The organism is Paucibacter aquatile (assembly GCF_002885975.1).
GTDB lineage: Bacteria > Pseudomonadota > Gammaproteobacteria > Burkholderiales > Burkholderiaceae_C > Paucibacter_A > Paucibacter_A aquatilis.
The window spans coordinates 1,677,201-1,701,108 of record NZ_POSP01000003.1 but is presented as its reverse complement, the minus strand read 5'-3'; the positions used below and the strand labels follow the sequence as shown (position 1 = coordinate 1,701,108).

Sequence of the window (23,908 nt, the reverse complement as noted above, 5' to 3'; positions counted from 1 at the left end):
CTTTTAGGATTTGGTGGCGCTTCAGGGATTCGAACCCCGGACCTGCGGATTATGATTCCGTCGCTCTAACCGGCTGAGCTAAAGCGCCTCAAGCCCTCTACTATAGCACCGGTTTTTTGGGCGGCGCAAGAGTTCTTTGAAAAAATCTCAGGAAATTTGAAAACGAAAGGTGGGGCAAGGGACGGCGGCCGGCTGCAGCCGGGGCTGAAATCGGCCCCAAGCCTCGTGTCATGAGCTTTGCAGCGCGACGCGCACGGCGGCCAGGTCCCAGGCGGCATGGCCGACGGTCTTGAACAAGAGCGGCGGGCGAATCAGATCGGAGTGACGCAGTGCTTCGGCGAGGCTGTGCACGCGGCTCCAGTCGATGCCGGCCTGCAGCAGGTCGCCGGCTTCGTGGCGGGCGCCGTCGAGGTCGTCGACCCAGACCTGGCGGCGGCGTACTTCGCTGGCGGGCAGCTCGGCCATCTGCGGCGTGAAGCTGCCGATGCCGACGATCAAGGTGGTGTCGGCCACATGCGCGGGCAGCACAGCGCTGAGGCTGGTGGTGGCGGCCACCGTGACCTCGCTGTCTTCCAGCGCCTGCTCCAGGGGCAGGGCGCGCAGGCCCGGCAGGCCTTCCTTGCTCAGCTGCGCGGCGAAAGCCTCGCCCTGGCCGCGGTTGCGGCCGACGCAGCGCAGCTGCACGCCGGGCCAGCGCTGGCTCATGGCCCAGGCGTGGCTGCGTGCCTGTTCGCCGGTGCCGACCAGGGTCAGCACCGCGGGCGGGCGATGCAGCAGGGTTTCGATGCCGAGCAGGGTGACGGCGGCTGTGCGGCGCGCGGTGACCACCGAGCCGTCCATCACCAGCAGCGGTTCGCCGTGGCTGGCGCTGCTGACCAGCAAGCGGCCCTGGATGGTGGGCTGGCCCAAGGCCCGGTTGGCAGGGGTGACGGCGACCAGCTTGGTGATGGCGTACTGCGCATCGGTGCAGGGCATGGCCAGATAGCTGCCGCCATCGGGCAAGGGCAGGACGGAGCGGGTGGCCGCGTGGATCAGCCCGGCGCGCAGGTCCAGCATGGCTTGTGCCACGGCCGGCACGAGGCGATCGAAAGGCAGCAGGGCGGCTGTGGCCTGGGCGTCGAGGATGTCCATCGGGGCGCGAGCCGGGCGGCGAGGCGGCGGCTGGAAGCGTAGCGGGATTCGAGTATCCACCCGGGGCGTGGCAGTCGACCGGGTGGCCGGGCATTTCGGGCATTTCGCGGCGGCGGCTGGCGCTGGAGGGGCGCCGTTTATGATTCCGGCCGCAGCCGCAGGCGAGGGGGTCGATGCCGACGTCCCGCTGCGGTGCGAACCCCGATCACCGGGATGAGCGTCGCGCTGGCTCCGCCGGCCCACTCGCCCGCTGGCACTGCCCCGGCTTCCTGTCCTCCCGATCGTGAGGCCGCCGCAGCGCCGCAGCCCAAAGTGCCCATGTTCAGTTTCTTCAAGAAAAAGTTTTCCAGCAGCCCGGCGCCTGAGCCCGCTCCTGTCGCGGCTCCGGCTCCGACCCCAGCTCCGGTTTTGGCTCCGGCCTCGGATCCGGTGTCCGCGCCTGAGTTGGCGCCGGAGTTGGCGTCTGTGGCCGAGCCCGCCGCGCTGCCAGCGTCAGCCCCGGCCGCTGCTGCGGTGGCGACCGTGCCTGTGGCCGTTGAAGCCCCGGCGCCGGCGCCCGAGCCGCGCCGCAGCTGGATCGACAAGCTGCGTCAGGGCCTGCGCAAAACTGGCTCCAGCATCGCCCAGGTCTTCACCGGCACACAGATCGACGATGCGCTGTACGAGGAGCTGGAAGAAGCGCTGCTGATGGCTGACACCGGCGTCAAGGCGACCGAGTTCTTGTTGACCGATCTGAAACGCCGCGTCAAGGAAGCCAAGGCGACCGACCCTCAGGCCGTGCGCGGTCTGCTGGTCGAGGCTCTGGCCGAACTGCTCAAGCCGCTGGAGAAAAGCCTGGCCGTGGGCCAGCACAGCCCGACGGTGATGATGGTGGTGGGCGTCAACGGCGCCGGCAAGACCACCAGCATCGGCAAGCTCACCCGCCATCTGGCCGAGGCCGACCAAAAAGTGCTGCTGGCCGCGGCTGACACCTTCCGCGCGGCCGCGCGTGAGCAGCTGTCGGTCTGGGCCGACCGCACCCAGGTGCAGATCATCAGCCAGGAGGGCGGCGACCCGGCCTCGGTCACTTTTGATGCGGTCAGCGCCGGCCGTGCGCGCGGCTGCGATGTGGTGCTGGCCGACACAGCAGGCCGCCTGCCGACCCAGCTGCATCTGATGGAAGAGCTGAAGAAGATCAAGCGCGTGATCACCAAGGCGCAGGCCGATGCGCCGCACGAGGTGCTGCTGGTGGTGGACGGCAACACCGGCCAGAACGCGCTCAGCCAGGTCAAGTCCTTCGATGACGCGCTGGGCCTGACCGGCCTGATCGTCACCAAGCTGGACGGCACGGCCAAGGGCGGCGTGCTGGCGGCGATTGCCCGCGAGCGCGCCATTCCGGTCTATTTCATCGGAGTGGGCGAGAAGCTGGAAGACCTGCAGACCTTCAATGCGCGCGAGTTCGCGCAGGCCTTGTTGGAGTGAGCGGAGATTCTCGAGCGGGTGAACCGGTGAACCGCTCGGTTTCTGCACCATGAAAAAAGCCACCGCTTGCGGTGGCTTTTTCGTCGGTGAAGGGCCGGGGGCTTGGGGCTTCAGCCGCCGAGCCCACCCATGCCGCCCATGCCACCGCCGCCGCCCATCATGCCCTTCATGGCTTTCATGCCGCCCATCTTCTTCATCATCTTCATCAGGCCGCCGCCGCTCATCTTTTTCATCATGCCCTGCATCTGGTCGTACTGAGCCAGCACGCGGTTGACGTCCTGGATCTGCACGCCGGCGCCGGCGGCGATGCGGCGCTTGCGGCTGGCCTTGCTCTTGCCGTCCAGCAGCAGGGCGGGCTTGGCGCGCTCTTTGGCTGTCATGGCATTGAGGATGCCTTCCATGCGTTTCATGTCGCGCTCGGCGCGGTCCATGTCGGCCGCACCGGCCTTGGCGGTCATCTGGGTGGGCAGCTTGTCCATCAAGCCGGAGAGGCCGCCCATCTTCTTCATCTGCGAGATCTGGGCCAGGAAGTCGTTGAGGTCGAAGCCGCTGCCGGTCTTGAGCTTGTCGGCCAGCTTCTGCGCGGCGGCCACGTCCACGCCCTTGGTCACTTCCTCGACCAGGGCCACGATGTCGCCCATGCCCAGCACGCGGCCGGCGTGACGTTCGGCGTCGAACACTTCCAGGCCGTCGATCTTCTCGGACGTGCCCGCGAACTTGATCGGCGCACCGGTGATCTGGCGCACCGACAGCGCGGCGCCGCCGCGTGAATCGCCGTCCAGCTTGGTCAGGATGACGCCGGTCAGGGGCAGGGCTTCCTTGAAGGCCTTGGCCGTGTTGATCGCGTCCTGGCCCTGCATGGCGTCGACGACGAACAGGGTTTCAACCGGGTTCAGCACCGCGTGCAGATCGCGGATCTCGGCCATCAACGCTTCGTCGATGGCCAGGCGGCCGGCGGTGTCGACCAGCAGCACGTCGAAGTAATGCTTCTTGGCGTAGTCGATCGCGGCCAGGGCGATGTCGCGCGGCTTCTGCTCGGGGCTGGAGGCGAACCACTCGCCGCCGGCCTGCTTGGTGACGGTCTTGAGCTGTTCGATGGCGGCCGGGCGGTAGACGTCGGCCGAGACGGTCAGCACCTTCTTCTTGCGCTTCTCGATCAGGTGCTTGGTCAGCTTGGCGGTGGTGGTGGTCTTGCCGGCACCTTGCAAGCCGGCCATCAGGATAACGGCGGGCGGCTGGGCGGCCAGGTTGATGTCGGCCACGCCCTCGCCCATGGTGGCGGCGAGTTCCTTGTGGACGATGGAGACCAGCACCTGGCCCGGGTTGAGCGAGCCCACGACCTCGGCGCCGAGTGACTTCTCCTTGACCCGCGCGATGAAGTCGCGCACGACGGGCAGGGCCACGTCGGCTTCCAGCAGGGCCATGCGCACTTCGCGCAGCATCTCCTGGACATTGCTTTCGGTGATGCGGGCTTGGCCGCGCATCGTTTTCACGAGGCGACTCAGGCGGTCGGTCAAATTGGAAGCCATGGGGGGTGGCGCCGGTCCGGACGGGCGGCGCGCAAAAGTACACTGTGCCGATGATTTTATCGTCTGCCTTCATGAGCCCCTCGGCGGCTGTCACGCCGTGGCTGACTGCGGCCAGTGTGCTGGCAGCCTTGAGCTACCTCTGGGTGGGCCTGCGTGCGCCGGTCGCACGCGCCGCCAATGGTGCGCCCGAGCGTGCGCGGCTGGGCCTGGACTGGCCGGTTCTGCTGGCCTGGTCGGCGCATCTGGCCGCCCTGGTGCTGGACATCGCCGGCCTCGGCCAGGATCTGGTGGGGGCGCGTTTCGGCTTTGCGCCGGCCTTGTCGATGACGGTCTGGCTGGTGCTCAGCGTGTATCTGGTGGAGAGCCGCTTTTTGCCGCTGGCTGTGCCCGGGGTGCGCCGGGTGCTGGCCCTGCTGGCGATGGCGGTGGTGGCGCTGGCCTGGGTGTTTCCGGGCGAGGCACGGCCGCTGGCCGGCTCGCCCTGGGCGCCGCTGCACTGGGTGCTGGGCCTGGCCTCGTACGGTTTGTTCGGTGTGGCGGTGTTGCATGCGGCCTTGCTGAGCCGGGCCGAGCGGCAGATGCGGCAGATGCGGCAGGTGGCCTCGGGCACCATGGGCCGGGCCGGCATGCTGGGCGCACGCTCCGAGCCGGGCCTGCCGCTGCTGCGGCTGGAGCGCCTGACCTTTCAGTTTGTGGCGGCCGGTGTGAGCATGCTGTCCCTGGCTTTGCTGCTGGGTTGGTGGTTCACGCCGCAGTGGCGCTGGGATCACAAGAATTTGTTCGCCGTGCTGGGCTGGCTGGTGCTGAGTGGCTTGCTGACCGGCCGCCAGGTCTTTGGCTGGCGCGGCCGGCGCGCCACGCGCTGGTTGTACTTCGGCGCCTTGCTCCTGCTGCTGTCCTATGCCGGCTCGCGCTTTGTGCTGGAAGTGCTGTTGCAGCGCGCGCCGCTGTGATCGGCGCCTGCTGATCGCCAGCCGCGCCGCCCAAATCGCTGAACTGTTGTCTCGATTGCGTCCATGAAATATCTGCTTCTGATCATCCTGCTGGCCCTCCTGTTCTTTGTGCTGGGCTTCAAGCGCGCGCGTCCGGCCGCGCCGCCGGCCGAGAAGAAGAAACCCGGCCCGGCCACGCCCCAGGACATGCTCAGCTGTGCGCATTGCGGCCTGCATCTGCCGCGCGATGAGGCCTTGCCCGGCATGGGCGGGGTGTTCTGCAGCGCGGCGCATCGCAGCCAGTACGAGGCGGAGCACGGCGGCCCGCGATGAGCTTGGGCGCCAGCAAGCGGGCGGATCCGGCCCAGTCCTGGTTCGGCCCGGGGCATGAGCTGGAGGCCGCCGAGACGGGCGAGGCGGGCGAGTCGCAGTTTGACGCCGGTAGCAGCCTCGGTGGCGGCTGGGGCCCGAGTCAGGCCGAGGGCGCCGCCTGGGATGCCTTGCAAGCCGAGCCGCTGCACGAGAGCGCCGAGGACTCTCAGTTCTTTTTCCAGCAGGCGCGGCGCCTGGTGCAAGCCGGGGGCAATGCGTTTTCGCGCCTGTACCGCGCGTTTCTGGCCGCCCGTGCGGCCCTGGGCCTGGTGCTGGTGGCCACCCAGGTGATTGCCGGCCTGCTCGGCGCCTCGCCGCCGCGCTGGACCCTGGCCCTGTGCCTGCTCTATGCCGCCGAGGCCCTGGCCTTGTGGCTGCTGCCGCGTTTGCAGCGAGGTGCCACGGCCAAGAATCTGGCGCGCATCTCCAGCCCGCAGTGGTGGGCCAGCATCGGCCTGGACCTCGGTTTGTTCGGCCTGCTCCATGCCTTCGACCGCCTGGCTGGCGTCAACTACGGCGCCTTGTTCGTCTTGCCGGTGCTGATGGCCGGCGTGCTGACCCCGCGCCTGCTGGCCCTGGCCACGGCGGCCATGGCGGCCTTGTTGATGCTGGGCGTGGCGGCTTGGGCGGTGCTGGAGGGGGCCGACATCGGCCTGCGCATGACCCAGGCCGGCCTGGTCGGCAGCGGCTTTTTTGTGGTCAGCTTGCTGGCCAGCGAGCTGGCTGGGCGCCTGGCGCGCGAGGAGCGCGCGGCCCGCGGCAGCATGGAGCTGGCGCGCCAGCAGGCGCAGCTGAACCGGCTGGTGATCGAGGAGATGCAAGAGGGCGTGCTGGTGGTGGACCGGCGTGGCCGCGTGCGGGCGGCCAACCCGGCCGCGCGCATCCTGCTGGCCGATGGCGCGCCAGTGGCCGCAGCTGAGGCAGCGCCGGCCGGCCCGGCCATGGTGCGCAAGGCGCCATTCCGCCTGCGCGGCGTGCCGGCCTGGCAGCCCCTGGTGGCTTCAGTGGAGCAGGCCTTTGTGGCCGGCAACTGGCCCGAGCTGGGGCGCGATGTCAGCCTCAGCTTCCCCAGCGGCTGGCAGCGCAGCCTGCGCCTGCGCATGCGCTTCACGCGCCGGCGCGAGTCGCACACCACCGAGGATTTGTGCGTGCTGCTGATCGAGGACAACCGCCAGGTCCAGGCGCGCAGCCAGCAGGAAAAGCTGGCGGCCATGGGCCGGGTCTCGGCCGGCATTGCGCATGAGATCCGCAACCCGCTGGCCGCCATCGATCAGGCCAATGCCTTGCTGGCCGAGGACACCAGCGGCGAGCCGCGTGCGCAGCAGCTCACGCGCATGGTGGCCTCCAATGTGCAGCGGCTCAAGCGCATCGTCGAGGATGTGCTGGAGGTGGCGCCCGGCGCCGTGCCCACGCCCACGCCGGTCGATGCCAGCACCCTGGTCAACGAGACCTGCCTCGACTGGGCGCGCACCAACCAGCTGGCGCCGGGGCCGCTGGACCCGCTCAGCTGTGTCGTGCCCTTGCAGCCTTTGGTGGTCAGCTTCGACCCCGAGCACCTGCGTCGCGTGCTGGTCAATTTGCTGGACAACGCGCTGCGCCATGCCGACCCGGGGCCGGCTTCGGTGCAGGTCTTGCTGGAAGAAGAGGCGGCCGCCAGCGGCCCAGGCTGGGCGCGTCTGGTGATTTTCAACGCCGGCCGGCCGATCGCGCCCGAGGTGGAACGGCATCTGTTCGAGCCCTTCTTCTCCACGCGCAGCCGCGGCTCGGGCCTGGGCTTGTACATTTGCCGGGAGCTGTGCGAACGCTACGGCGCCCGCATCGATGTGCAGCGCCGCCATGACCTGCACTTGCCCGGCAATGAGTTTGTGCTGCGCTTGCGCCGCGTGCCGCCGCCGAGCACCCCGCCGGCTGCTTTCACCCCCTCCCCAACGAATTCGAGATGAGCATGAGTAGCAGCAGTTCGCCTGCAGCCGTCGGCCCCACGCACCGCCTCCTGGTGGTCGATGACGAACCCGATCTGCGCACGCTCTACGAGCTGACCCTGCTGCGCGAGGGTTATGAGCTGGAGACCGCCGGCAGCGTCAGCGAAGGCCTGGCGCGCCTGCAAGCGCAGAGCTACAGCGCCGTGATCACCGATATGCGCCTGCCCGATGGCAGCGGCCTGGATCTGCTGCACTGGCTGGAGCAGCAAGGCCGTGGCGAGAAGACCCTGGTGATCACCGCCTACGGCTCGGCCGAGAACGCCGTCGAAGCGCTCAAGGCCGGGGCCTACGACTACCTGACCAAGCCGGTGGACCTGCGTCAGTTCCGCCTGGTGGTGGCCTCGGCCTTGGGTCGTGTGCCGGCCGCGCCGCCGGTGGTGGCCAAGTCGCCGATCGCTGCGCCTGCGGCTGCGGCTGCGCCGACTGCAGCACCCGAGCCTCAGGCATCACCTGTGGCCAAGACGCCGGCGCCGCGGGCTGCCGCAGCGGCAGTGCCGGCCAGCAACTCGGCTCTGTCCCGCCTGGCCGGGCAATCGCCGGCCATGCAGGAGGTGAGGGCCTTGATCGACAAGGTCTCGCGCAGCATGGCGCCGGTGCTTTTGCAGGGCGAGTCGGGCACCGGCAAGGAGCTGGTGGCCCGCGCCATCCACGACAGTGGCGTGCGGGCGCGCCAGCGCTTTGTGGCCGTCAACTGCGGCGCCATTCCCGAGCAGCTGCTGGAGGCCGAGTTCTTTGGCTACCGCAAGGGCGCGTTCACCGGCGCGCACGAAGACCGCGAGGGCTTCTTCCAGGCGGCTGATGGCGGCACCTTGTTCCTTGATGAAATCGGCGATCTGCCCCTGGCCATGCAGAGCAAGCTGCTGCGTTCCATCCAGGAGCGTTCGGTGCGGCCGGTGGGCGCGGTGGTGGAGGCGCCGGTCAATGTGCGCATCCTCAGCGCCACCCACAAAGACCTCAGCGCCGAAGTGGCCGCCGGTCGCTTTCGCCAGGACTTGTTCTACCGCCTCAATGTGATCCAGCTGCGCGTGCCGCCGCTGCGCGAGCGCATCGAGGATGTGGCCCAGATCGGCGAGCGGGTGCTGCAGCGCATTGCCCAGGATGCTGGCGTGTCGCCGGTGCCGCGCCTCAGCGCCGATGCACTCGAGCTGCTCGGCCGCTATGCCTTCCCCGGCAATGTGCGGGAGCTGGAGAACCTCCTGCACCGCGCCCTGGCCCTGTCGGGCGGCGAGTGGATCATGGCGGCCGACCTGGGCCTGCCCGAGGATGTGCTCGATGACTCGCAGCTCGGCGCTTTCGATGCGCTGGAGCCGGCGGAGGCCGGCGCTGTTGCAGGGCTGGGTGAATCGGATGAGGCGCTGGACCAGGGGCAGAGCCAAGAACTGCCTGCCGATCTGGCCGTCTACCTGGATGAGGTGGAGCGCGAGATCCTGCTGCGCGCCCTGGCGCGGCACCGCTTCAACCGCACAGCGGCCGGCGCGGCCCTGGGCCTGAGCCTGCGGCAGATCCGCTACCGCATGGCCCGCCTGGGCATCACGGCGGGCGACTGATCGCGGGGCCTTGAGATGCCCCTGATGCGGACTCGGTAAAAAAACGTAAGTCTGGGCGCTGGCCGCGCTGCTGCACGGGCCCTTGGCTGCCTGGATGAGCCGCTCCAACGGAGCTGTGGACCGGCTTCAGGCTGACGTGCTGGGGTTCGAAATGTGGCCAAGCGCCTTCGCGCCGAGCCAGCATTGACGCGGCTTGGCGAGCGATTTCGGCCGCCAGGCCTGATTTGATGCGGGTTGGCGCGCGCGTTGCGCGTGGCCATCGAATTCAGACCGTGATTTCCTGCTCAAAACAGGCGGCAAGCCCCGGTTTCTCGGGCTTGTCGGGGGCTGGGACATAGCGCGTTCATACGGGGTCGTCAACCGGATTGATACGCTATCGGTAGTGCTTGAGGGGGTGGTCGGCCCCAGATATAGTGTTCTTCATGGTATCCTTCAATCTTGGCTGCGGTGCTCTGGAGACACCTCTTCACGCCTTCGGGCGGCAGGGGCTGGAGCAGGGCCCAAGACTTGATTTCGAGGCTTCGAACGGCGCTCGCCGACCCACCGGTCGGTGCGGCAGCCGCGGCGAAGCAGGCGCCACCCGCCGATGGATCGCGGGTTCTTGCGTCAACCTCGCAGCAGTCGGCCGAGCCGGCCGGTGCTCCCCAGGAGCCCGATCCGCTTCGCGCCAGCAGCCGGAAACAACCATTGCCCGACCCGAGGCGGTCCGGCGTGTGCCAGCGATGCCCCTGACGGGCGCGCAACACGCCGCCGCCCCGCTATGTATTGACTGAATCAAACGTGACCTCACAAGGAAGATCCATGCAGACACAAGCCGCTCCCGCTGTGAACCCGGCGCCTGAAGGCGCCAGCCGCCTGGCGTCGTCCACCCTGAGCCTGGCCGCCCAGTCGGCGTTCCAGGCCTATCAGATCCTGCGCCGCAACGGCGCGGTGGTGGCCTTCGAGCCGAGCAAGATCGCCGTGGCCCTGATGAAGGCCTTTCTGGCCGTGCACGGCACGACCGGCGCGGCCTCGGCCAGCGTGCGCGAGACGGTGGACGGCCTGACCGAAGCGGTGGTGCGCGCCCTGCTGCGTTCGCGCCCGAGCGGTGGCACCTTCCACATCGAAGACATCCAGGACCAGGTGGAACTGGGCCTGATGCGCGGCGGCCATCATGAAGTGGCACGTGCTTATGTGCTGTACCGCGAGCGCCGCTTCCAGGAGCGCCAGCGCCAGGGTCTGGTGGAAACCGCGCCGGCTGAGAGCACGCTGACCGTGATCGACAACGGCCAGCGCGTGCCGCTGGATCTGCCCCATCTGCAAAGCCTGATCGTGTCGGCCTGTGCCAACCTCGGCGCCGATGTGAAGCCCGAGCCCATCCTGGCCGAGACCAAACGCAATCTGTACGACGGCGTGCCCATTGACGAGGTCTACAAGGCCTCCATCCTGGCCGCCCGTACCCTGATCGAGAAAGACCCGGGCTACAGCCGCGCCACCGCACGCCTGCTGCTGCACACCATCCGCCGCGAAGTGGTGGGTGGCGAGATCAGCCAGGAGCAGATGCAAGAGCGCTACGCCGAGTACTTCCCCAAGTACATCAAGAAGGGCGTGGCCGCCGAGCTGCTGGACGAGAAGCTGGCCCAGTACGACCTGGCCCGCCTGGGTGCGGCGCTGAAGGCCGAGCGCGATCTGCAGTTCGACTACCTGGGTCTGCAAACCCTGTACGACCGCTACTTCCAGCACATCGATGACAAGCGCATCGAAATGCCGCAGGCCTTCTTCATGCGCGTGGCCATGGGCCTGGCGCTCAACGAGATCGACCGCGAAGCCCGCGCCATCGAGTTCTACGAAGTGCTGTCCAGCTTCGACTTCATGTCCAGCACCCCGACCCTGTTCAACTCGGGCACGCGCCGCTCGCAGCTGTCGAGCTGCTATCTGACCACGGTGGCCGACGATCTGGACGGCATCTACGAGGCGCTGAAAGAGAACGCGCTGCTCTCCAAGTTCGCCGGCGGCCTGGGCAATGACTGGACCCCGGTGCGCGCGCTCGGCTCGCACATCAAGGGCACCAATGGCAAGTCGCAAGGCGTCGTGCCTTTCCTGAAGGTGGTGAACGACACGGCTGTGGCCGTGAACCAGGGCGGCAAGCGCAAGGGCGCCGTCTGCGCCTATCTGGAAAGCTGGCACCTGGACATCGAAGAGTTCCTGGAGCTGCGCAAGAACACCGGTGACGACCGCCGCCGCACCCACGACATGAACACCGCGAACTGGATCCCCGATCTGTTCATGCGCCGTGTCATGGACGGTGGCGACTGGACTCTGTTCAGCCCTTCGACCTGCCCGGACCTGCACGATCTGTTCGGCAAGGAATTCGAAGTCGCCTACACCGCCTACGAGGCCAAGGCCGACCGCGGCGAGATCAAGCTCTTCAAGCGCATGCCGGCCAAGGACCTGTGGCGCAAGATGCTCTCGATGCTGTTCGAGACCGGCCATCCCTGGATCACCTTCAAGGACGCCTGCAATGTGCGTTCGCCCCAGCAGCATGTCGGCGTGGTGCACTCGTCCAACCTTTGCACCGAGATCACGCTGAACACCAACGACAGCGAAATCGCCGTCTGCAATCTGGGCTCGGTCAACCTGGTCCAGCATTTGAAGGACGGTGGCGTTGACCACGAAAAGCTGAAGAAGACGATCGCCACGGCCATGCGCATGCTGGACAACGTGATCGACATCAACTACTACGCCGTCAAGAAGGCGCGTGACTCCAATCTGCGCCACCGCCCGGTGGGCCTGGGCCTGATGGGCTTCCAGGACGCGCTGTATGCGCTGCGCACGCCCTACGCCTCGCAAGAAGCGGTGGAGTTCGCCGACCGTTCGATGGAAGCGATCTGCTACTACGCCTACTGGGCCTCGACCCAGCTGGCCGAAGAGCGCGGCCGCTACTCGTCCTACCGCGGCTCGCTGTGGGACCGCGGCATCCTGCCGATCGACTCGCTGGAGCTGCTGGCCGAAGCCCGCGGCGGCTATGTGGAAGTGGACCGCTCGACCAGCATGGACTGGGATGCGCTGCGTGCCCGCATCGCCACCCACGGCATGCGCAACAGCAACTGCGTGGCCATCGCCCCGACCGCGACCATCTCCAACATCATCGGCGTGGACGCATCCATCGAGCCTTGCTTCGGCAACCTCTCGGTCAAGTCCAATCTGTCGGGCGAGTTCACCGTCATCAACGAAGCGCTGGTGCGTGACCTCAAGGCCCTGGGCCTGTGGGACGACGTGATGGTCATGGACCTCAAGCACTTCGACGGTTCGCTGCGCCGCATCGACCGCGTGCCGGAAGAGCTGAAGAACCTCTACGCCACCGCCTTCGAAGTGGAAACGCAGTGGCTGGTGGAAGCCGCCGCGCGCCGCCAGAAGTGGATCGACCAGGCGCAGAGCCTGAACATCTACATGGCCGGCGCCTCGGGCAAGAAGCTGGATGAGACCTACAAGCTGGCTTGGTTGCGCGGCCTGAAGACCACCTACTACCTGCGCACCATGGGCGCGACCCATGCCGAGAAGAGCACGGTGACCAAGTCCGGCCAGCTCAACGCGGTGTCCTCGGGTGGCGCGTCGGGCCTGTCATCGGCACCGGTGGCTGCTGCACCGGTGGCCGCTGAACCCGAGTTGCCAGCCACGGACATGAAGTTCTGCTCGATTGACAACCCCGATTGCGAGGCTTGCCAGTAAGCAGATGAAAAAGAGGCGATGTGAGATCGCCTCTTTTTGTCTGCGGCCCGCGATGTCAATGTTCATCGATGTCGCTGGTCTTTTGTATGCATAGATTTGAAGTTATGTGTTGAGCGTGATCTTGTGCGCGGAATCGAAAATTCGATGCAGCACAGCAACGCACAAGGCGTCTTGATGTCAAGAAGTCCTTGGTGTTTGAACACAACACTCTGATAATTCGACACGATAGGAAGTCCACCATGTTGGTTTGGGAAGAAGACCTGAAGCCTGCTGATTCAGCCACTGCAAATGCCGCATCCAGCCCCGCTGCGAATGCGCGTGTTGATGCCTCCGTCGGCGCCGCCCATCTGGCCGCCGCGGGCGCCGCCCCAGCAGCTGGCCTAACCTCCTCCTCACCCGCCACCGCGGCGGTGCTGGCATCGTCGCCGGCTCAAGCTGCCGAGCGCCGCGTCAAGGCCGCCGACAAGCGCATCATCAACGGCCAGACCGACGTCAACCAACTCGTACCCTTCAAGTACAAGTGGGCCTGGGAGAAGTACCTGGCCACCTGCGCCAACCACTGGATGCCGCAGGAAGTGAACATGTCGCGCGACATCGCGCTGTGGAAGAGCCCGAACGGCCTGTCCGAAGACGAGCGCCGCATCATCAAGCGCAACCTCGGCTTCTTCGTCACCGCCGATTCGCTGGCCGCCAACAACATCGTGCTGGGCACCTACCGCCATATCACGGCGCCCGAGTGCCGCCAGTTCCTGCTGCGCCAGGCTTTTGAAGAAGCCATCCACACCCACGCCTACCAGTACATCGTGGAGTCGCTGGGTCTGGACGAGGCCGAGATCTTCAACGCCTACAACGAGGTCAAGTCCATCCGCGACAAGGACGAGTTCCTGATCCCCTTCATCGACGCGATCATGGACCCGAACTTCCACACGGGCACGCAGCAAACCGACCAGACCCTGCTGAAGAGCCTGATCGTGTTCGCCTGCCTGATGGAAGGCCTGTTCTTCTACGTCGGCTTCACCCAGATCCTGGCCATGGGCCGCCAGAACAAGATGACCGGTGCGGCCGAGCAGTACCAGTACATCCTGCGCGACGAGTCCATGCACTGCAATTTCGGCATCGACCTGATCAACCAGATCAAGCTCGAGAACCCGCAGCTCTGGACGGCCGAGTTCAAGGCCGAGATCAAGGCCCTGTTCATGAAGGCCGTGGAGCTCGAGTACGCCTACGCCGAAGACACCATGCCGCGTGGCGTGCTGGGCCTGAATGCATCGATGTTCAAGGGCTATCTGCGCTACATCGCCAACCGTCGTGCCACCCAGATCGGTCTGGAGGAACTCTTCCCGAATGAAGAGAACCCCTTCCCCTGGATGAGCGAAATGATCGACCTGAAGAAGGAACGCAACTTTTTCGAAACCCGCGTCATCGAGTACCAAACCGGTGGCGCGCTGAGCTGGGACTGAGGTCGTTGAAGGCTGAGGCCTTCCTCGCCCCCGTTTCAGCTCAACGAAAAAGATTAGAAGAAAGATGTGTGTATTGGCCAGTTCTGCGCGCCGCTGAACCCTCAGCGGCTCGTGTGACCGGCACCCCCATTTGCCGTACCGGGGCACTCCTCCTGGGTGACATTCGGACGGCAAATAACTGCGCTGCAGCGGCCTCGCTGACTGTAGGCAGTGCTCTTTTCACTTGATCAAGGAGAACTGAAATGGCAACTGCGAAGAAGGCTCCGGCCAAGAAGGCCGCCGCTCCGGCGAAGAAGGCTGCTGCTGCACCGAAGGCTGCTGCTGCACCGGCGAAGAAGGCCGCCGCTCCGGCGAAGAAGGCTGCTGCTCCGGCCAAGAAGGCCGCTGCTCCGGCGAAGAAGGCTGCTGCACCTGCCAAGAAGGCTGCTGCTCCGGCGAAGAAGGCCGCGGCTCCTGCCAAGAAGGCTGCTGCACCGGCGAAGAAGGCTGCTGCACCTGCCAAGAAGGCTGCTGCTCCGGCGAAGAAGGCTGCTGCTCCGGCGAAGAAGGCCGCTGCACCTGCCAAGAAGGCTGCTGCTCCGGCGAAGAAGGCCGCGGCTCCTGCCAAGAAGGCTGCTGCTCCCGCGAAGAAGGCCGCTGCTCCTGCCAAGAAGGCCGCTGCACCGATCAAGCCTCCCGTGAAGAAGGCTGCTGCGCCGATCAAGCCGCCGGTCAAGAAGGCCGCCGCGCCGATCAAGCCGCCGGTGAAGAAGGCTGCTGCTGCGCCCAAGGCCGCTGCTGCTCCGAAGGCTGCTGCTGCAAAGCCGGCTGCCAAGAAGGCCGCTGCCAAGCCCGCTGCTGCCGCTCCGGCCGCCAAGACCGCGCTGAGCCCGCAAGCCGCTTGGCCTTTCCCCACCGGCAACAAGCCCTAAGTCGCGCGCTGCCGCGCCATGCAGGCCACCTCAGGGCGGCTTGCGGCGGCACCCGCTTCTTCTCAAACCCGGCCTCGGCCGGGTTTTTTCATGCCTGCACGCGATGCGCAGGTCGAAGCGCTTTAACTGGAGCTGGGCAAAGGGGAGAGCGGCGATCGGGCGCAGCGGCGACCCGCTGGCCGCGCGCTCCGCTGAGGCTCAGGGGTAGAACAGCTCGACGCTGTAGCCGCTGACGGCCTTGTCGCCGGTGGTCAGCAGGGCTTGCACGGGCAGCTCGGTCGCTGCGGCAAGTGCATCCTGGCTCAGATTGAAGTCCTTGGGCGCGAGCGCGCGGCGCGCGATCAGCTGGCCGTTGGCATCGGTCAGGCTCAGCTCCACCCAGGGCAGGGCGAGCTCGTATTCGCTCTTGTTGCGCAGGGTCAGGGCCAGCTTGTAGTGGTGCCCCGAACCGGCTTGGCTCAGTGCGCTGGCGTCGACGCTGAAGCTGTCCAGGCGCTGCCAGGGCTTGATTTCGCAGTGGGCCACGGCACAGAAGGCTTGCAGATCGGCGCGCAGCTGCGGGTAACGGGCCACCAGGGCGTCACGGAACTGCCAGGTGGCCTGCAAGCCCAGGGCTGCCAGCGCCAGGCCGCAGAGCAGGCCCAGGCTGACGCGCACCCAGAGCCGGTTCCAGATCGTGGCCTGGCGCGCCGGGCGCATGAAGGTGGGCAGCTCCGAAGGCGCGCCACCGCTGTTGCTTTCGCCGCCAGCGGCTGTGCCTTCTGGTTTCACCGCCTTGGTGGCCTCAGCCTCGGCGGCGGCCAGCAACTCGCCGTTTTCGCCCAGGGTGGTGGGCTGAAAGCCGTGGTCGCCTTCGCCCGGGCTGTGTGGGGCTGGCGTGGCTTTTTGTTGCGCCAGCTGGGCCAGCTGGGCCTGCGCGCGCTGGCTGGCTTCGGCCGCAGCCAGCTCGGCCTGCAGCCGGGCCTGCTCTTCTTCGTAAGCCTGTTGCTGGATGTCGGCTTCGGCCTGGGCCTGGGCTTCCAGCTGAGCGCGCTGTGCACTCAGCCGGGCCATTTCCTGCTCGACCTCTTGCGCCACCTGCTGTTCCAGCGAGGGCTCGATCTCGGGCTCGGTCCAGCGCGGGGCGGGGTCCTTGGCGCCGCCCGCGTCGAGACCGGGCTCATCGACCCAACGGGGTTCGTGGCGCGAGTCCATGGCGGCCGCGACGATGGAGTCGTGGCCCGGGCGAGGCTCCTTGTGCGGTGGTGCAGCCGTCAGGTCCAGTGGCCGCGGTGGCGGTGGTGCGTAGGCGGATGCCGGGATCGGGGCCGGAGGGCTTGAGGTGGGCGGCGGGCTCGGCGCCCAGCGGCCATCGTCCTGCGTCGACAAATCGACCGCAGGTGTGTCGTGGGCAGGGGCGGGCGGCCAGGGCGGTGGGGCCTCGAGATCGATGTCGAAGAGCTGCTCGCGGGCGTCGAACACTTCGGCGCAGCGGCCGCAACGCACCCAGCCTTCCGAGACCCGGAGCTGGTCTTCCACGACGCGGAAAATGGTTCCGCAAGCGGTGCAACGGGTGGCGAGACTCATGGCGAGATCATGCCATGAGTCCGCCGAAGCTCAGGGCTAGGCAAGCCCGAACTCGATCGTGAATTCGGGCTCCGCACCACGCCCGAATCAAGCCGCAGGACGCTGGGCCGTCATCAGGATCCAGCCCTCTTCCTCGTCGCTGACCTCGAGCTTCAGCCAGGGGGCGTAGGCTTCCTTCAGCTCCTCGGCCTGGCGGGCCAGGATGCCGGCCAGGATCAGATGTGCGCCCGGGGCGAGGTGGGCCGCCAGCAGCGGCGCCAGCAGCTTGAGCGGCGTGGCCAGGATGTTGGCCATGACCAGCGGGTACTCGCCTTGCGCGGCATCGGGCAGGGCGGCCTTCAGGGCGACCTGGTTGGCCTTGGCATTGTCCTGGCTGGCGGTGATGGCGGCCGGATCGATGTCCACCGCGTCGATGTTTTGCGCGCCGTGCAGGGCCGCACCGATGGCGAGGATGCCGGAGCCGCAGCCGTAGTCGAGCACGCGGGTCCAGCCGGGGCTGAGCTCGCTGTGGGTGGCGATCCAGCGCAGGCACATGCGCGTGGTCGGGTGGGTGCCGGTGCCGAAGGCCAGGCCCGGGTCCAGGCGCATGACGCGCGTGGCCTGGGCCGGGGCTTCATGCCACGACGGCACGATCCAGAACTCGGGCGTGATCTCCACCGGCGAGAACTGCGACTGCGTCAGGCGCACCCAGTCCTGCTCGGCCACGGCTTGAATCGCCTGCACATGCACGTCGGCCGCCCAGTCCTGGCTGAGGATCAGGGTGGCGCATTCGGTGGCTTCGTTCTCGTCCGGGAACAAGGCCTTGACCACCGAGCGCTGCCAGCCGCCACGCGGCGCCGGCATGCCGGGCTCGCCGAACAGGGCTTTCTCGGCATCGGTGTCGGCATCGGCGTCTTCCACCGACACGGCCAGCGCGTCCAGCTCCATCAGTGCGTCGCTGACGATCTCGACATCGTCCTCGCCGCAGATCAGCAGCAGTTCGTGCAGGGTGGCCGAGTTGGGTTCCTTGGCCGCGTCCGGTGCAGAAGAGGTGTCGTCGCTCATCGCTTGTGTTGGCTCATCCAGCCTTCGAGGTAATGGATGTTGGTGCCGCCTTCAATGAACTTGGCGTCGACCATCAGCTCGCGGTGCAGCGGGATGTTGGTCTGGATGCCTTCCACCACGGTCTCGCTCAGGGCGATGCGCATGCGGGCCAGGGCCTGCTCGCGGGTGTCGCCGTGGACGATGATCTTGCCGATCATCGAGTCGTAGTGCGGTGGCACGACGTAGTTGGTGTAGACATGCGAATCCACGCGCACACCCGGGCCGCCCGGTGCATGCCACATGGTGATGCGGCCCGGCGAGGGCGTGAACTTGAAGGGGTCTTCGGCGTTGATGCGGCACTCGATCGAGTGGCCGCGCATGGTGATGTTGCGCTGGGTGAAGGGCAGCTTCTCGCCGGCCGCCACCTTGATCTGCATCTGCACGATGTCGATGCCGGTGACCAGCTCCGTCACCGGATGCTCGACCTGCACGCGGGTGTTCATCTCGATGAAATAGAACTCGCCGTTTTCGTACAGGAACTCGAAGGTGCCGGCGCCGCGGTAGTTCATCTTGCGGCAGGCGGCGGCGCAGCGGTCACCGATCTTCTCGATGATGCGGCGCGGAATGCCGGGTGCCGGTGCTTCTTCGAGGATCTTCTGGTGGCGGCGCTGCATGGAGCAATCGCGCTCGCCCAGCCAGACGGCGTTCTTGTGCTCATCGGCCAGCACCTGGATTTCCACATGCCGTGGGTTTTCCAGGAACTTTTCCATATAGACCTGCGGGTTGCCAAAGGCTGCGCCGGCTTCGGTGCGCGTCATCTGCACCGCGTTGACCAGGGCCGCTTCGGTGTGCACCACGCGCATGCCACGGCCACCGCCGCCGCCTGCGGCCTTGATGATGACCGGGTAGCCGATGGCGCGGGCGATCTTGATGATCTCCTTCGGGTCTTCGGGCAGGGCGCCGTCCGAACCGGGCACGCAAGGCACGCCGGCACGGATCATGGCCTGCTTGGCCGAGACCTTGTCACCCATCATGCGGATGGATTCGGGCGTCGGGCCGATGAAGGTGAAGCCGCTGCGCTCCACGCGTTCGGCAAAGTCGGCGTTCTCGCTCAGGAATCCATAGCCGGGGTGGATGGCTTCGGCATCGGTCACCTCGGCGGTGGCGATGATGGCCGGCATGCTGAGGTAGCTCTGCGAGGACGGCGCGGGGCCGATGCAGACGGCCTCATCGGCCAGCTTCACATACTTGGCGTCGCGGTCGGCTTCCGAGTAGACGACCACCGACTTGACGCCCAGCTCGCGGCAGGCGCGCTGAATCCGGAGGGCAATCTCCCCCCGGTTCGCGATCAGAATCTTCTTGAACATCGCAAATCCTTATTCGATGACGAACAAGGGTTGGCCGAATTCGACGGGCTGGCCGTTTTCGCACAGCACCTTGGTGATCGTGCCGCTGAAGTCGGCATCGATCTCGTTCATGATCTTCATCGCTTCGATGATGCAGATCGGCGAGCCTTCCTTGATCGGCTGGCCGACTTCGGCGAAAGGCTTGGCGTTCGGGCCGGAGGCGCGGTAGAAGGTGCCGACCATGGGCGACTTCACCACATGGCCGGTTTCGGCCGGAGCTGCAACAGGCGCGGCCGGTGCGGCGGCCACCGGGGCTGCGGCCACAGGGGCGGCAGCCACCGGCGCGGCGGCGGGCGCGGCCATCATCATGGGAACGGCCACCGAGCCGTCCGACTTGACGATGCGGACCTTGCCATCGGCTTCGGTGATTTCGAGTTCAGAAATATTCGACTCGGACACCAAATCGATCAGGGTCTTGAGCTTGCGCAGATCCATAGAATTTCTCCAGCGATTGATATTTATTGTTGGAAAACAAAGGCGGCTTCGTGAGCCGCCACCCTCGACGACTCAGGGCTGCGAGTGCTGCTGCAGCTGTGTCAGTGCGTAGCTCAGGGCCAGTTGGTAGCCCTGCGCGCCCAGACCGCAGATCACGCCGACCGCGAGGTCGGACAGATAGCTGTGCTGGCGGAACGCTTCGCGTTTGTGAACGTTGGACAGATGGACTTCGATGAAAGGCAGGGCCACGGCGGCCAGCGCATCACGAATGGCCACGCTGGTGTGCGTGTAGGCGGCCGGATTGATGATGATGAAGCGGCTGCCGTCCTGCGCGGCGGCCTGGATGCGATCCACCAGGGCGCCTTCGTGGTTGCTTTGGAAGGATTTTAGTTCATGCCCAGCATCCGCCGCCATTTTCAGCAGATCAGCGTCGATCTGCGCCAAAGTCTGCGATCCATACACCGCTGGTTCCCGGCTGCCCAGGAGGTTCAGATTGGGTCCATGAATGACGAGAATTTGCATCGGCGTGGGCTGAGGCGCATCCCGAGAGATTTAGAGCCGCAGCACTAGAAACGAAGAAGGCCGGACTTTACGCGTTTTAGGGGCCGTTCGACGCAGGTCGGTGTAAATAAATTGCTTGACCCTTTTTCCCAAATGCGCTTGCCTTTTGGGGTGGATCCGGCCGGCTTGGCCGCCCTGGATCAGCTGAGATTCAGCGTTTTGCAGCCGGTGAAGCCGCCATCTCGCGCAGCTCGGCCAGGCTGGTGGCTCCGGTTTTGCGCCATTGGACCAGGCCGTCGGCACCCAAGGCCACGCTGAAGGGCAGGCCGCCCTGGCTGTTGCCGAGTGTGCGTGCCAATTGCGTACCGGTCAATCCGGCCAGGCCCTGGGGGAAGTCCAGCGGCAGCTTTTGCAGGAAGGCGCGTACCGGAGTTGGCGCGTCGACGGCCAGTCCGACGACCTGCCAGCCCTGGGCCTTGAACTCGCGCTGGAACTCGGCCAGTTCGGGCAGTTCCTTCACGCACGGCGGGCACCAGGTGGCCCAGAAATTGATCAAGAGCTTCTGGCCGCGGAAGTCGGCCAGGCGCAGCTCGCCGCCTTCCGGGCGCTCGAAGCTTCCCGCCCAGAGCTCGGTCTCGGCGGCCGGCAGGCTGGCGGCGCCTTCCGGCGGCAGGGCGGCGCTCGCCGCTGACCCGGCCGGAGCGGGGGCCTGCGGAGCGGTGCGAATGCCCAGATAGAGGCCGCCCAGACCGGCGGCGCCGGCCAGGGCGCGCAACGCCCAGCGGCGCCCCCTGGAGACCGGCGTGGTGTCGCTGCTGGAGGCGAGGGGCTGCTTGCTCATGGCTGGTGTTTGCTTTCAGTGTCGTCGGGTTCGTCGAGCAGGCGCTGCAAAGCGGCCAGATCGCCGCGTTCGCTTCGCCCGCGGCTGTCCAGCTTGAGGGCGCCGCGCAGGTCGTCGAAATCCAGAATGCTCAGATGCACCGTGATCTGCTCCTGCAGGGCGCGGCAGGGCGCGGCCAACGAGAGCACATCGATCTGCCGGCCGCGGGCGTCGTGGCTGGCGCCCACCTCGTAGTCCACTCCCAGATTGATCAGGGCGATCTCGGCGGCCTTGCTGTCGTCGCAGTAGAGCTGCAGGTGGATGTTGTTCAGCCGGGTGGCCGTGCCGCGCCAGACGGCGCCGCAGAGGTGTGGGCGGAATTCGGCCAGCCGCGCCATCCACTGCGCCGCCAGCTCGCGCAGGGCGCGCAGCTCCGCGGGTTGGGTGTCGCTGCAGAAGATGGCCAGGTACTCGCGCACCTCGTCTTCCAGCTCTTCATTGCTGGGCAGGGCGGCGCGGCCGTGGCGGCTGAGGCCCAGCACCTTCAGCGCGCGCTGCTTGGCCGGGCCGTACTCCAGGCCTTCTTCCACCACCAGGCGGGCGGCGGTGGCGGCGATTTCTTGGCTGAGGGTGGATTCGCTGGACATCGGGGCTCAGGGTAGCTCAACCGCGGGCATGCGTGCTTCGATGGTCGCAGCACGCGACAACACGTAGGGAGATGCGGGGCGCTTTTCAAAGCGCTTGGGCGCCGGCAGCATCACGGCCAGGCGGGCGGCCTGGTTGGCCCCCAGCCGGCTGGCGTCCAGGCGGAAATAGTGGCGGGCGGCGGCCTGGGCGCCGAACAGGCCTTCACCCCATTCGACGTTGTTCAAATAGATGTCGAGGATGCGCTGCTTGCTCAGCAGCCCTTCCAACATATAGGTGATCAGGATCTCCTGACCTTTGCGCACGAAGTTGCGCTCGCCGCTGAGGAAGAGGTTTTTGGCCAGCTGCTGGGTGATGGTCGATCCGCCCACCACCTTGGCCGGCTTCACGGCCTTGGCGGTCGGGCCGGCTTGGGCCAGCTTCTTCTCCAGCTTGGCCTGGGCGCGCTGGTTGCGTTCCCAGGCTTTTTCCAGCGCGTCCCAGTCCACGCCGCTGTGCTCGGCAAAGCTGGCGTCCTCGCTGGCAATCACCGCGCGGCGCAGCTGGGGCGAGATCGCCTCGCCATCGACCCAGGTCTGGCTCCAGGGCAGGGCGCCTTGTTCGGTCAGGATGCGCCAGGCCTCGGCCCGCTGGAAGGTGGTGGATTGGGGCGCCAGCACATTCATCAAGGCGATGCGGCCTGCAAAGTAGAGCTGCAAGGCCAGCGCCCCCAGCAGCAGCAGGGCGGCCAGCCGGGTGAGGAATTGCCAAGGCTTCATGGCTTTGAAGCCAGTTCCTGGCGCAGGGCTTGCAGCACCGGGCCGGTGTCCGGCCGGATGCCGCGCCACAGGGCAAAGGCTTCGGCCGCCTGCTCGACCAGCATGCCCAGGCCGTCGCGGCCCTCGGCGCCCTGGGCCGCGGCCCAGGCCAGGAAGGGCGCGGCCGCCGGGCCGTACATCATGTCCAGCGCCAGGGCGCCGGGGGCCAGCACGCCCTCGGTCACCGGCACGGCGGCGCCGGCCAGGCTGGCACTGGTGCCGTTGATCAAGACCTGGAAACCGCTGCCGCAGCCTTGCAGGTTGCTCGCCTGCAGGTCCACGCCATGCTGCGCCGCCCATTCGGCATGCTGGGCCACCAAGCGGGCGGCCTTGTCCACGCTGCGGTTGGCCACGTTGATGGCGGCCGGCCGGGCCGCGATCAGGCTGCCCAGCACGCCGGCCGAGGCGCCGCCGGCGCCCAACAGTAGGATGCGCTGGCCGGCCAGGCGGCGGCCGGCGTTGTGCTCGATGTCGCGCACCAGGCCGGCGCCGTCGGTGTTGTCGCCGAACCAGTCGGGCTGGCCGTCAGCGGCCGTGTCGAAACGCAAGGTGTTGACCGCCCCGGCCAGACGGGCCCGCTCGCTCAAGCGCGAGGCGAGGGCATGGGCTTCAAACTTGAAGGGCACGGTGACATTGCAGCCACGCGCGCCACCGGCGGCAAAGGCTTGGATGTGCGCGGCAAAACCATCGAGCGGGCAGAGCAATCGCTCGTAGCGCAGCGCCTGGCCGGTCTGGGCGGCGAACTGGGCATGGATGGCGGGCGAGCGGCTGTGGGCCACCGGGTTGCCGGCCACGGCATACAGATCCATCGCAGGCGCACTCATGGCTGCGGGCTCAAGCTGGTTTCCAGGCCGTCTTCGCGGGTGAAGCGGAAGCGCGAGGTGATGACCAGCACTTCGGCGCCCTTGCGCATGGCCTGGCTGAAATTGCCGAAAGGGCTGGCGGCGCGGACGATGGCCACGGCCCGGCGGTCGAGGTTCTTGTTGCCCGAGGAGGCGACGATGTCGGTCTCGATCACGCGGCCGCGGTGGTCCACATGGATGTTCATGGTCAGCTCGCCGTAGAGCTTGCGGCCTTTGTAGGTGGGGAAGTCGCGCGTGCCGCGCGCCTCGACCTTGCGGCGCAGGCTGTCGTAGTACTGGGCGTAGACCACCTCGCGCGTGGCCGGGCTGACATAGCGCTTGCGCGGCCGCGCGTTCTCTTCGTTGACGCGGCGCTCGATCTCGGCCAGCAGCTGCACCAGTTGGCGGCGCCGCTCGGCCTGCTCGCGCGCTTCGGCCGTGCCGCGGTCGCGTTCCTGGTCGGGCAGGGGCAGCAGGGCCAGCTCGCGCCGCACCCGGGCCAGCAGCTGTTGCTGCTGTTGCTGCAGTTCGGCAATCTGGGCGTGTTGCACCTCGTTCGCCTCGCCCACCTCCAGCAGCTTGGACGGCGGCAGGGGCGAGGTGGCGCGGCCCGTCTCGGCCTGGCCGCCACCGGCCAGATTGGCCTGCGCCAGGGCCATGGCCTTGGTCGGCGCCTCGGTGCTGCGGCTGTTGACCAGCACCACCTCCAGCGGCGTCTCTTCGAACAGGCGGTTGAAGTTCTCGGGATCGACCCAGCGGAAAGCCAACAGGCCGGCGTGCAAGCCGGCCGAGATGAACAACGCGATCTGGAGGGTGGAGAACTTGCCGCGCCGCATCGTC

20 protein-coding genes and 1 tRNA gene are annotated in these 23,908 nt (G+C 67.1%); 8 read left to right on the top strand and 13 right to left on the bottom strand.

Annotated elements, in window-relative coordinates; genetic code table 11:
• Positions 1-11 precede the first annotated feature (11 nt).
• Both C1O66_RS10540 and C1O66_RS10535 read right to left on the bottom strand, forming a co-directional pair.
• A tRNA-Met gene (locus tag C1O66_RS10540) sits at positions 12-88 on the bottom strand.
• Between the two features lie 140 nt (positions 89-228).
• A complete protein-coding gene (locus tag C1O66_RS10535; protein WP_102767841.1) occupies positions 229-1,131 on the bottom strand; it encodes a delta(1)-pyrroline-2-carboxylate reductase family protein in 903 nt (300 codons plus the stop codon).
• A 213-nt stretch (positions 1,132-1,344) separates the two neighbouring features.
• On the opposite strand from C1O66_RS10535, the gene ftsY reads away from it, so the two are divergent.
• A complete protein-coding gene (ftsY, locus tag C1O66_RS10530) occupies positions 1,345-2,592 on the top strand; it encodes a signal recognition particle-docking protein FtsY (RefSeq protein WP_333780323.1) in 1,248 nt (415 codons plus the stop codon).
• A gap of 110 nt (positions 2,593-2,702) precedes the next feature.
• Here ftsY and ffh read toward each other — a convergent pair whose 3' ends face one another.
• Positions 2,703-4,121, bottom strand: a complete 1,419-nt coding sequence (gene ffh / locus C1O66_RS10525; protein WP_102767839.1) for a signal recognition particle protein — start codon at positions 4,119-4,121, stop codon at positions 2,703-2,705.
• A 50-nt stretch (positions 4,122-4,171) separates the two neighbouring features.
• On the opposite strand from ffh, the gene C1O66_RS10520 reads away from it, so the two are divergent.
• The 7 genes from C1O66_RS10520 to C1O66_RS10490 all read left to right on the top strand — a co-directional run bounded on the left by C1O66_RS10520 (position 4,172) and on the right by C1O66_RS10490 (position 15,033).
• The gene (locus C1O66_RS10520) at positions 4,172-5,074 is read left to right on the top strand and encodes a cytochrome C assembly family protein (protein WP_102767838.1); all 903 of its coding nucleotides are present in this window, start codon (positions 4,172-4,174) and stop codon (positions 5,072-5,074) included.
• A gap of 63 nt (positions 5,075-5,137) precedes the next feature.
• A complete protein-coding gene (locus tag C1O66_RS10515) occupies positions 5,138-5,386 on the top strand; it encodes a PP0621 family protein (RefSeq protein WP_102767837.1) in 249 nt (82 codons plus the stop codon).
• Positions 5,383-7,368, top strand: a complete 1,986-nt coding sequence (locus tag C1O66_RS10510; protein WP_102767836.1) for a sensor histidine kinase — start codon at positions 5,383-5,385, stop codon at positions 7,366-7,368. Before C1O66_RS10515 ends, C1O66_RS10510 begins: the two co-directional genes overlap by 4 nt.
• 2 nt (positions 7,369-7,370) lie before the next feature.
• Positions 7,371-8,954: a sigma-54-dependent transcriptional regulator gene (locus C1O66_RS10505; protein WP_102767835.1), complete on the top strand. Its 1,584-nt coding sequence runs from the start codon at positions 7,371-7,373 to the stop codon at positions 8,952-8,954.
• 801 nt (positions 8,955-9,755) lie between these two features.
• Positions 9,756-12,662, top strand: a complete 2,907-nt coding sequence (locus C1O66_RS10500; protein WP_102767834.1) for a ribonucleoside-diphosphate reductase subunit alpha — start codon at positions 9,756-9,758, stop codon at positions 12,660-12,662.
• Positions 12,663-12,901: 239 nt separating this feature from the next.
• Positions 12,902-14,122, top strand: coding sequence for a ribonucleotide-diphosphate reductase subunit beta (locus tag C1O66_RS10495; protein ID WP_102767833.1), 1,221 nt, complete (start codon positions 12,902-12,904; stop codon positions 14,120-14,122).
• A 242-nt stretch (positions 14,123-14,364) separates the two neighbouring features.
• Positions 14,365-15,033 (top strand): histone, encoded by a 669-nt coding sequence (locus C1O66_RS10490; protein ID WP_102767832.1) that lies wholly within the window; start codon positions 14,365-14,367, stop codon positions 15,031-15,033.
• Positions 15,034-15,231: 198 nt separating this feature from the next.
• Here the strand turns inward: C1O66_RS10490 and C1O66_RS10485 are convergent, their stop codons facing one another.
• From C1O66_RS10485 to C1O66_RS10440, 10 genes are all read right to left on the bottom strand, one after another.
• A complete protein-coding gene (locus C1O66_RS10485; RefSeq protein ID WP_102767831.1) occupies positions 15,232-16,599 on the bottom strand; it encodes a zinc-ribbon and DUF3426 domain-containing protein in 1,368 nt (455 codons plus the stop codon).
• 87 nt (positions 16,600-16,686) lie between these two features.
• Positions 16,687-17,586 carry a 50S ribosomal protein L11 methyltransferase gene (gene prmA / locus C1O66_RS10480; protein ID WP_102769589.1) on the bottom strand — a complete coding sequence of 300 codons (900 nt, stop codon included), beginning with the start codon at positions 17,584-17,586 and terminating at the stop codon, positions 16,687-16,689.
• A 53-nt stretch (positions 17,587-17,639) separates the two neighbouring features.
• On the bottom strand, positions 17,640-18,989 hold the full coding sequence (accC, locus tag C1O66_RS10475) for an acetyl-CoA carboxylase biotin carboxylase subunit (protein ID WP_102767830.1): 1,350 nt from the start codon (positions 18,987-18,989) through the stop codon (positions 17,640-17,642).
• 9 nt (positions 18,990-18,998) lie between these two features.
• The gene (accB, locus tag C1O66_RS10470; protein WP_102767829.1) at positions 18,999-19,463 is read right to left on the bottom strand and encodes an acetyl-CoA carboxylase biotin carboxyl carrier protein; all 465 of its coding nucleotides are present in this window, start codon (positions 19,461-19,463) and stop codon (positions 18,999-19,001) included.
• Positions 19,464-19,535: 72 nt separating this feature from the next.
• A complete protein-coding gene (gene aroQ, locus C1O66_RS10465; protein ID WP_102767828.1) occupies positions 19,536-19,985 on the bottom strand; it encodes a type II 3-dehydroquinate dehydratase in 450 nt (149 codons plus the stop codon).
• Between the two features lie 190 nt (positions 19,986-20,175).
• Positions 20,176-20,805 (bottom strand): TlpA disulfide reductase family protein, encoded by a 630-nt coding sequence (locus C1O66_RS10460; RefSeq protein ID WP_102767827.1) that lies wholly within the window; start codon positions 20,803-20,805, stop codon positions 20,176-20,178.
• Positions 20,802-21,431 (bottom strand): hypothetical protein, encoded by a 630-nt coding sequence (locus tag C1O66_RS10455; protein WP_102767826.1) that lies wholly within the window; start codon positions 21,429-21,431, stop codon positions 20,802-20,804. The genes C1O66_RS10460 and C1O66_RS10455 overlap by 4 nt, the downstream gene beginning before the upstream one ends.
• A gap of 6 nt (positions 21,432-21,437) precedes the next feature.
• Entirely contained in the window at positions 21,438-22,187 is a 750-nt protein-coding gene (locus C1O66_RS10450) for a transglycosylase domain-containing protein (RefSeq protein WP_102767825.1), read from the bottom strand.
• Positions 22,184-23,050, bottom strand: a complete 867-nt coding sequence (aroE, locus tag C1O66_RS10445; protein WP_102767824.1) for a shikimate dehydrogenase — start codon at positions 23,048-23,050, stop codon at positions 22,184-22,186. Before aroE ends, C1O66_RS10450 begins: the two co-directional genes overlap by 4 nt.
• Positions 23,047-23,904: a cell envelope integrity protein TolA gene (locus C1O66_RS10440; protein ID WP_102767823.1), complete on the bottom strand. Its 858-nt coding sequence runs from the start codon at positions 23,902-23,904 to the stop codon at positions 23,047-23,049. The genes aroE and C1O66_RS10440 overlap by 4 nt, the downstream gene beginning before the upstream one ends.
• Positions 23,905-23,908 lie beyond the last annotated feature (4 nt).

What these genes read in the sequence shown, in the direction of transcription:
- C1O66_RS10535 (WP_102767841.1), bottom strand. Translation starts at nt 1,131, where the DNA reads ATGGACATCCTCGACGCCCAGGCCACAGCCGCCCTGCTGCCTTTCGAT.
- ftsY (WP_333780323.1), top strand. Translation starts at nt 1,345, where the DNA reads ATGAGCGTCGCGCTGGCTCCGCCGGCCCACTCGCCCGCTGGCACTGCC.
- ffh (WP_102767839.1), bottom strand. Translation starts at nt 4,121, where the DNA reads ATGGCTTCCAATTTGACCGACCGCCTGAGTCGCCTCGTGAAAACGATG.
- C1O66_RS10520 (WP_102767838.1), top strand. Translation starts at nt 4,172, where the DNA reads ATGATTTTATCGTCTGCCTTCATGAGCCCCTCGGCGGCTGTCACGCCG.
- C1O66_RS10515 (WP_102767837.1), top strand. Translation starts at nt 5,138, where the DNA reads ATGAAATATCTGCTTCTGATCATCCTGCTGGCCCTCCTGTTCTTTGTG.
- C1O66_RS10510 (WP_102767836.1), top strand. Translation starts at nt 5,383, where the DNA reads ATGAGCTTGGGCGCCAGCAAGCGGGCGGATCCGGCCCAGTCCTGGTTC.
- C1O66_RS10505 (WP_102767835.1), top strand. Translation starts at nt 7,371, where the DNA reads ATGAGTAGCAGCAGTTCGCCTGCAGCCGTCGGCCCCACGCACCGCCTC.
- C1O66_RS10500 (WP_102767834.1), top strand. Translation starts at nt 9,756, where the DNA reads ATGCAGACACAAGCCGCTCCCGCTGTGAACCCGGCGCCTGAAGGCGCC.
- C1O66_RS10495 (WP_102767833.1), top strand. Translation starts at nt 12,902, where the DNA reads ATGTTGGTTTGGGAAGAAGACCTGAAGCCTGCTGATTCAGCCACTGCA.
- C1O66_RS10490 (WP_102767832.1), top strand. Translation starts at nt 14,365, where the DNA reads ATGGCAACTGCGAAGAAGGCTCCGGCCAAGAAGGCCGCCGCTCCGGCG.
- C1O66_RS10485 (WP_102767831.1), bottom strand. Translation starts at nt 16,599, where the DNA reads ATGAGTCTCGCCACCCGTTGCACCGCTTGCGGAACCATTTTCCGCGTC.
- accC (WP_102767830.1), bottom strand. Translation starts at nt 18,989, where the DNA reads ATGTTCAAGAAGATTCTGATCGCGAACCGGGGGGAGATTGCCCTCCGG.
- accB (WP_102767829.1), bottom strand. Translation starts at nt 19,463, where the DNA reads ATGGATCTGCGCAAGCTCAAGACCCTGATCGATTTGGTGTCCGAGTCG.
- aroQ (WP_102767828.1), bottom strand. Translation starts at nt 19,985, where the DNA reads ATGCAAATTCTCGTCATTCATGGACCCAATCTGAACCTCCTGGGCAGC.
- C1O66_RS10460 (WP_102767827.1), bottom strand. Translation starts at nt 20,805, where the DNA reads ATGAGCAAGCAGCCCCTCGCCTCCAGCAGCGACACCACGCCGGTCTCC.
- C1O66_RS10455 (WP_102767826.1), bottom strand. Translation starts at nt 21,431, where the DNA reads ATGTCCAGCGAATCCACCCTCAGCCAAGAAATCGCCGCCACCGCCGCC.
- C1O66_RS10450 (WP_102767825.1), bottom strand. Translation starts at nt 22,187, where the DNA reads ATGAAGCCTTGGCAATTCCTCACCCGGCTGGCCGCCCTGCTGCTGCTG.
- aroE (WP_102767824.1), bottom strand. Translation starts at nt 23,050, where the DNA reads ATGAGTGCGCCTGCGATGGATCTGTATGCCGTGGCCGGCAACCCGGTG.
- C1O66_RS10440 (WP_102767823.1), bottom strand. Translation starts at nt 23,904, where the DNA reads ATGCGGCGCGGCAAGTTCTCCACCCTCCAGATCGCGTTGTTCATCTCG.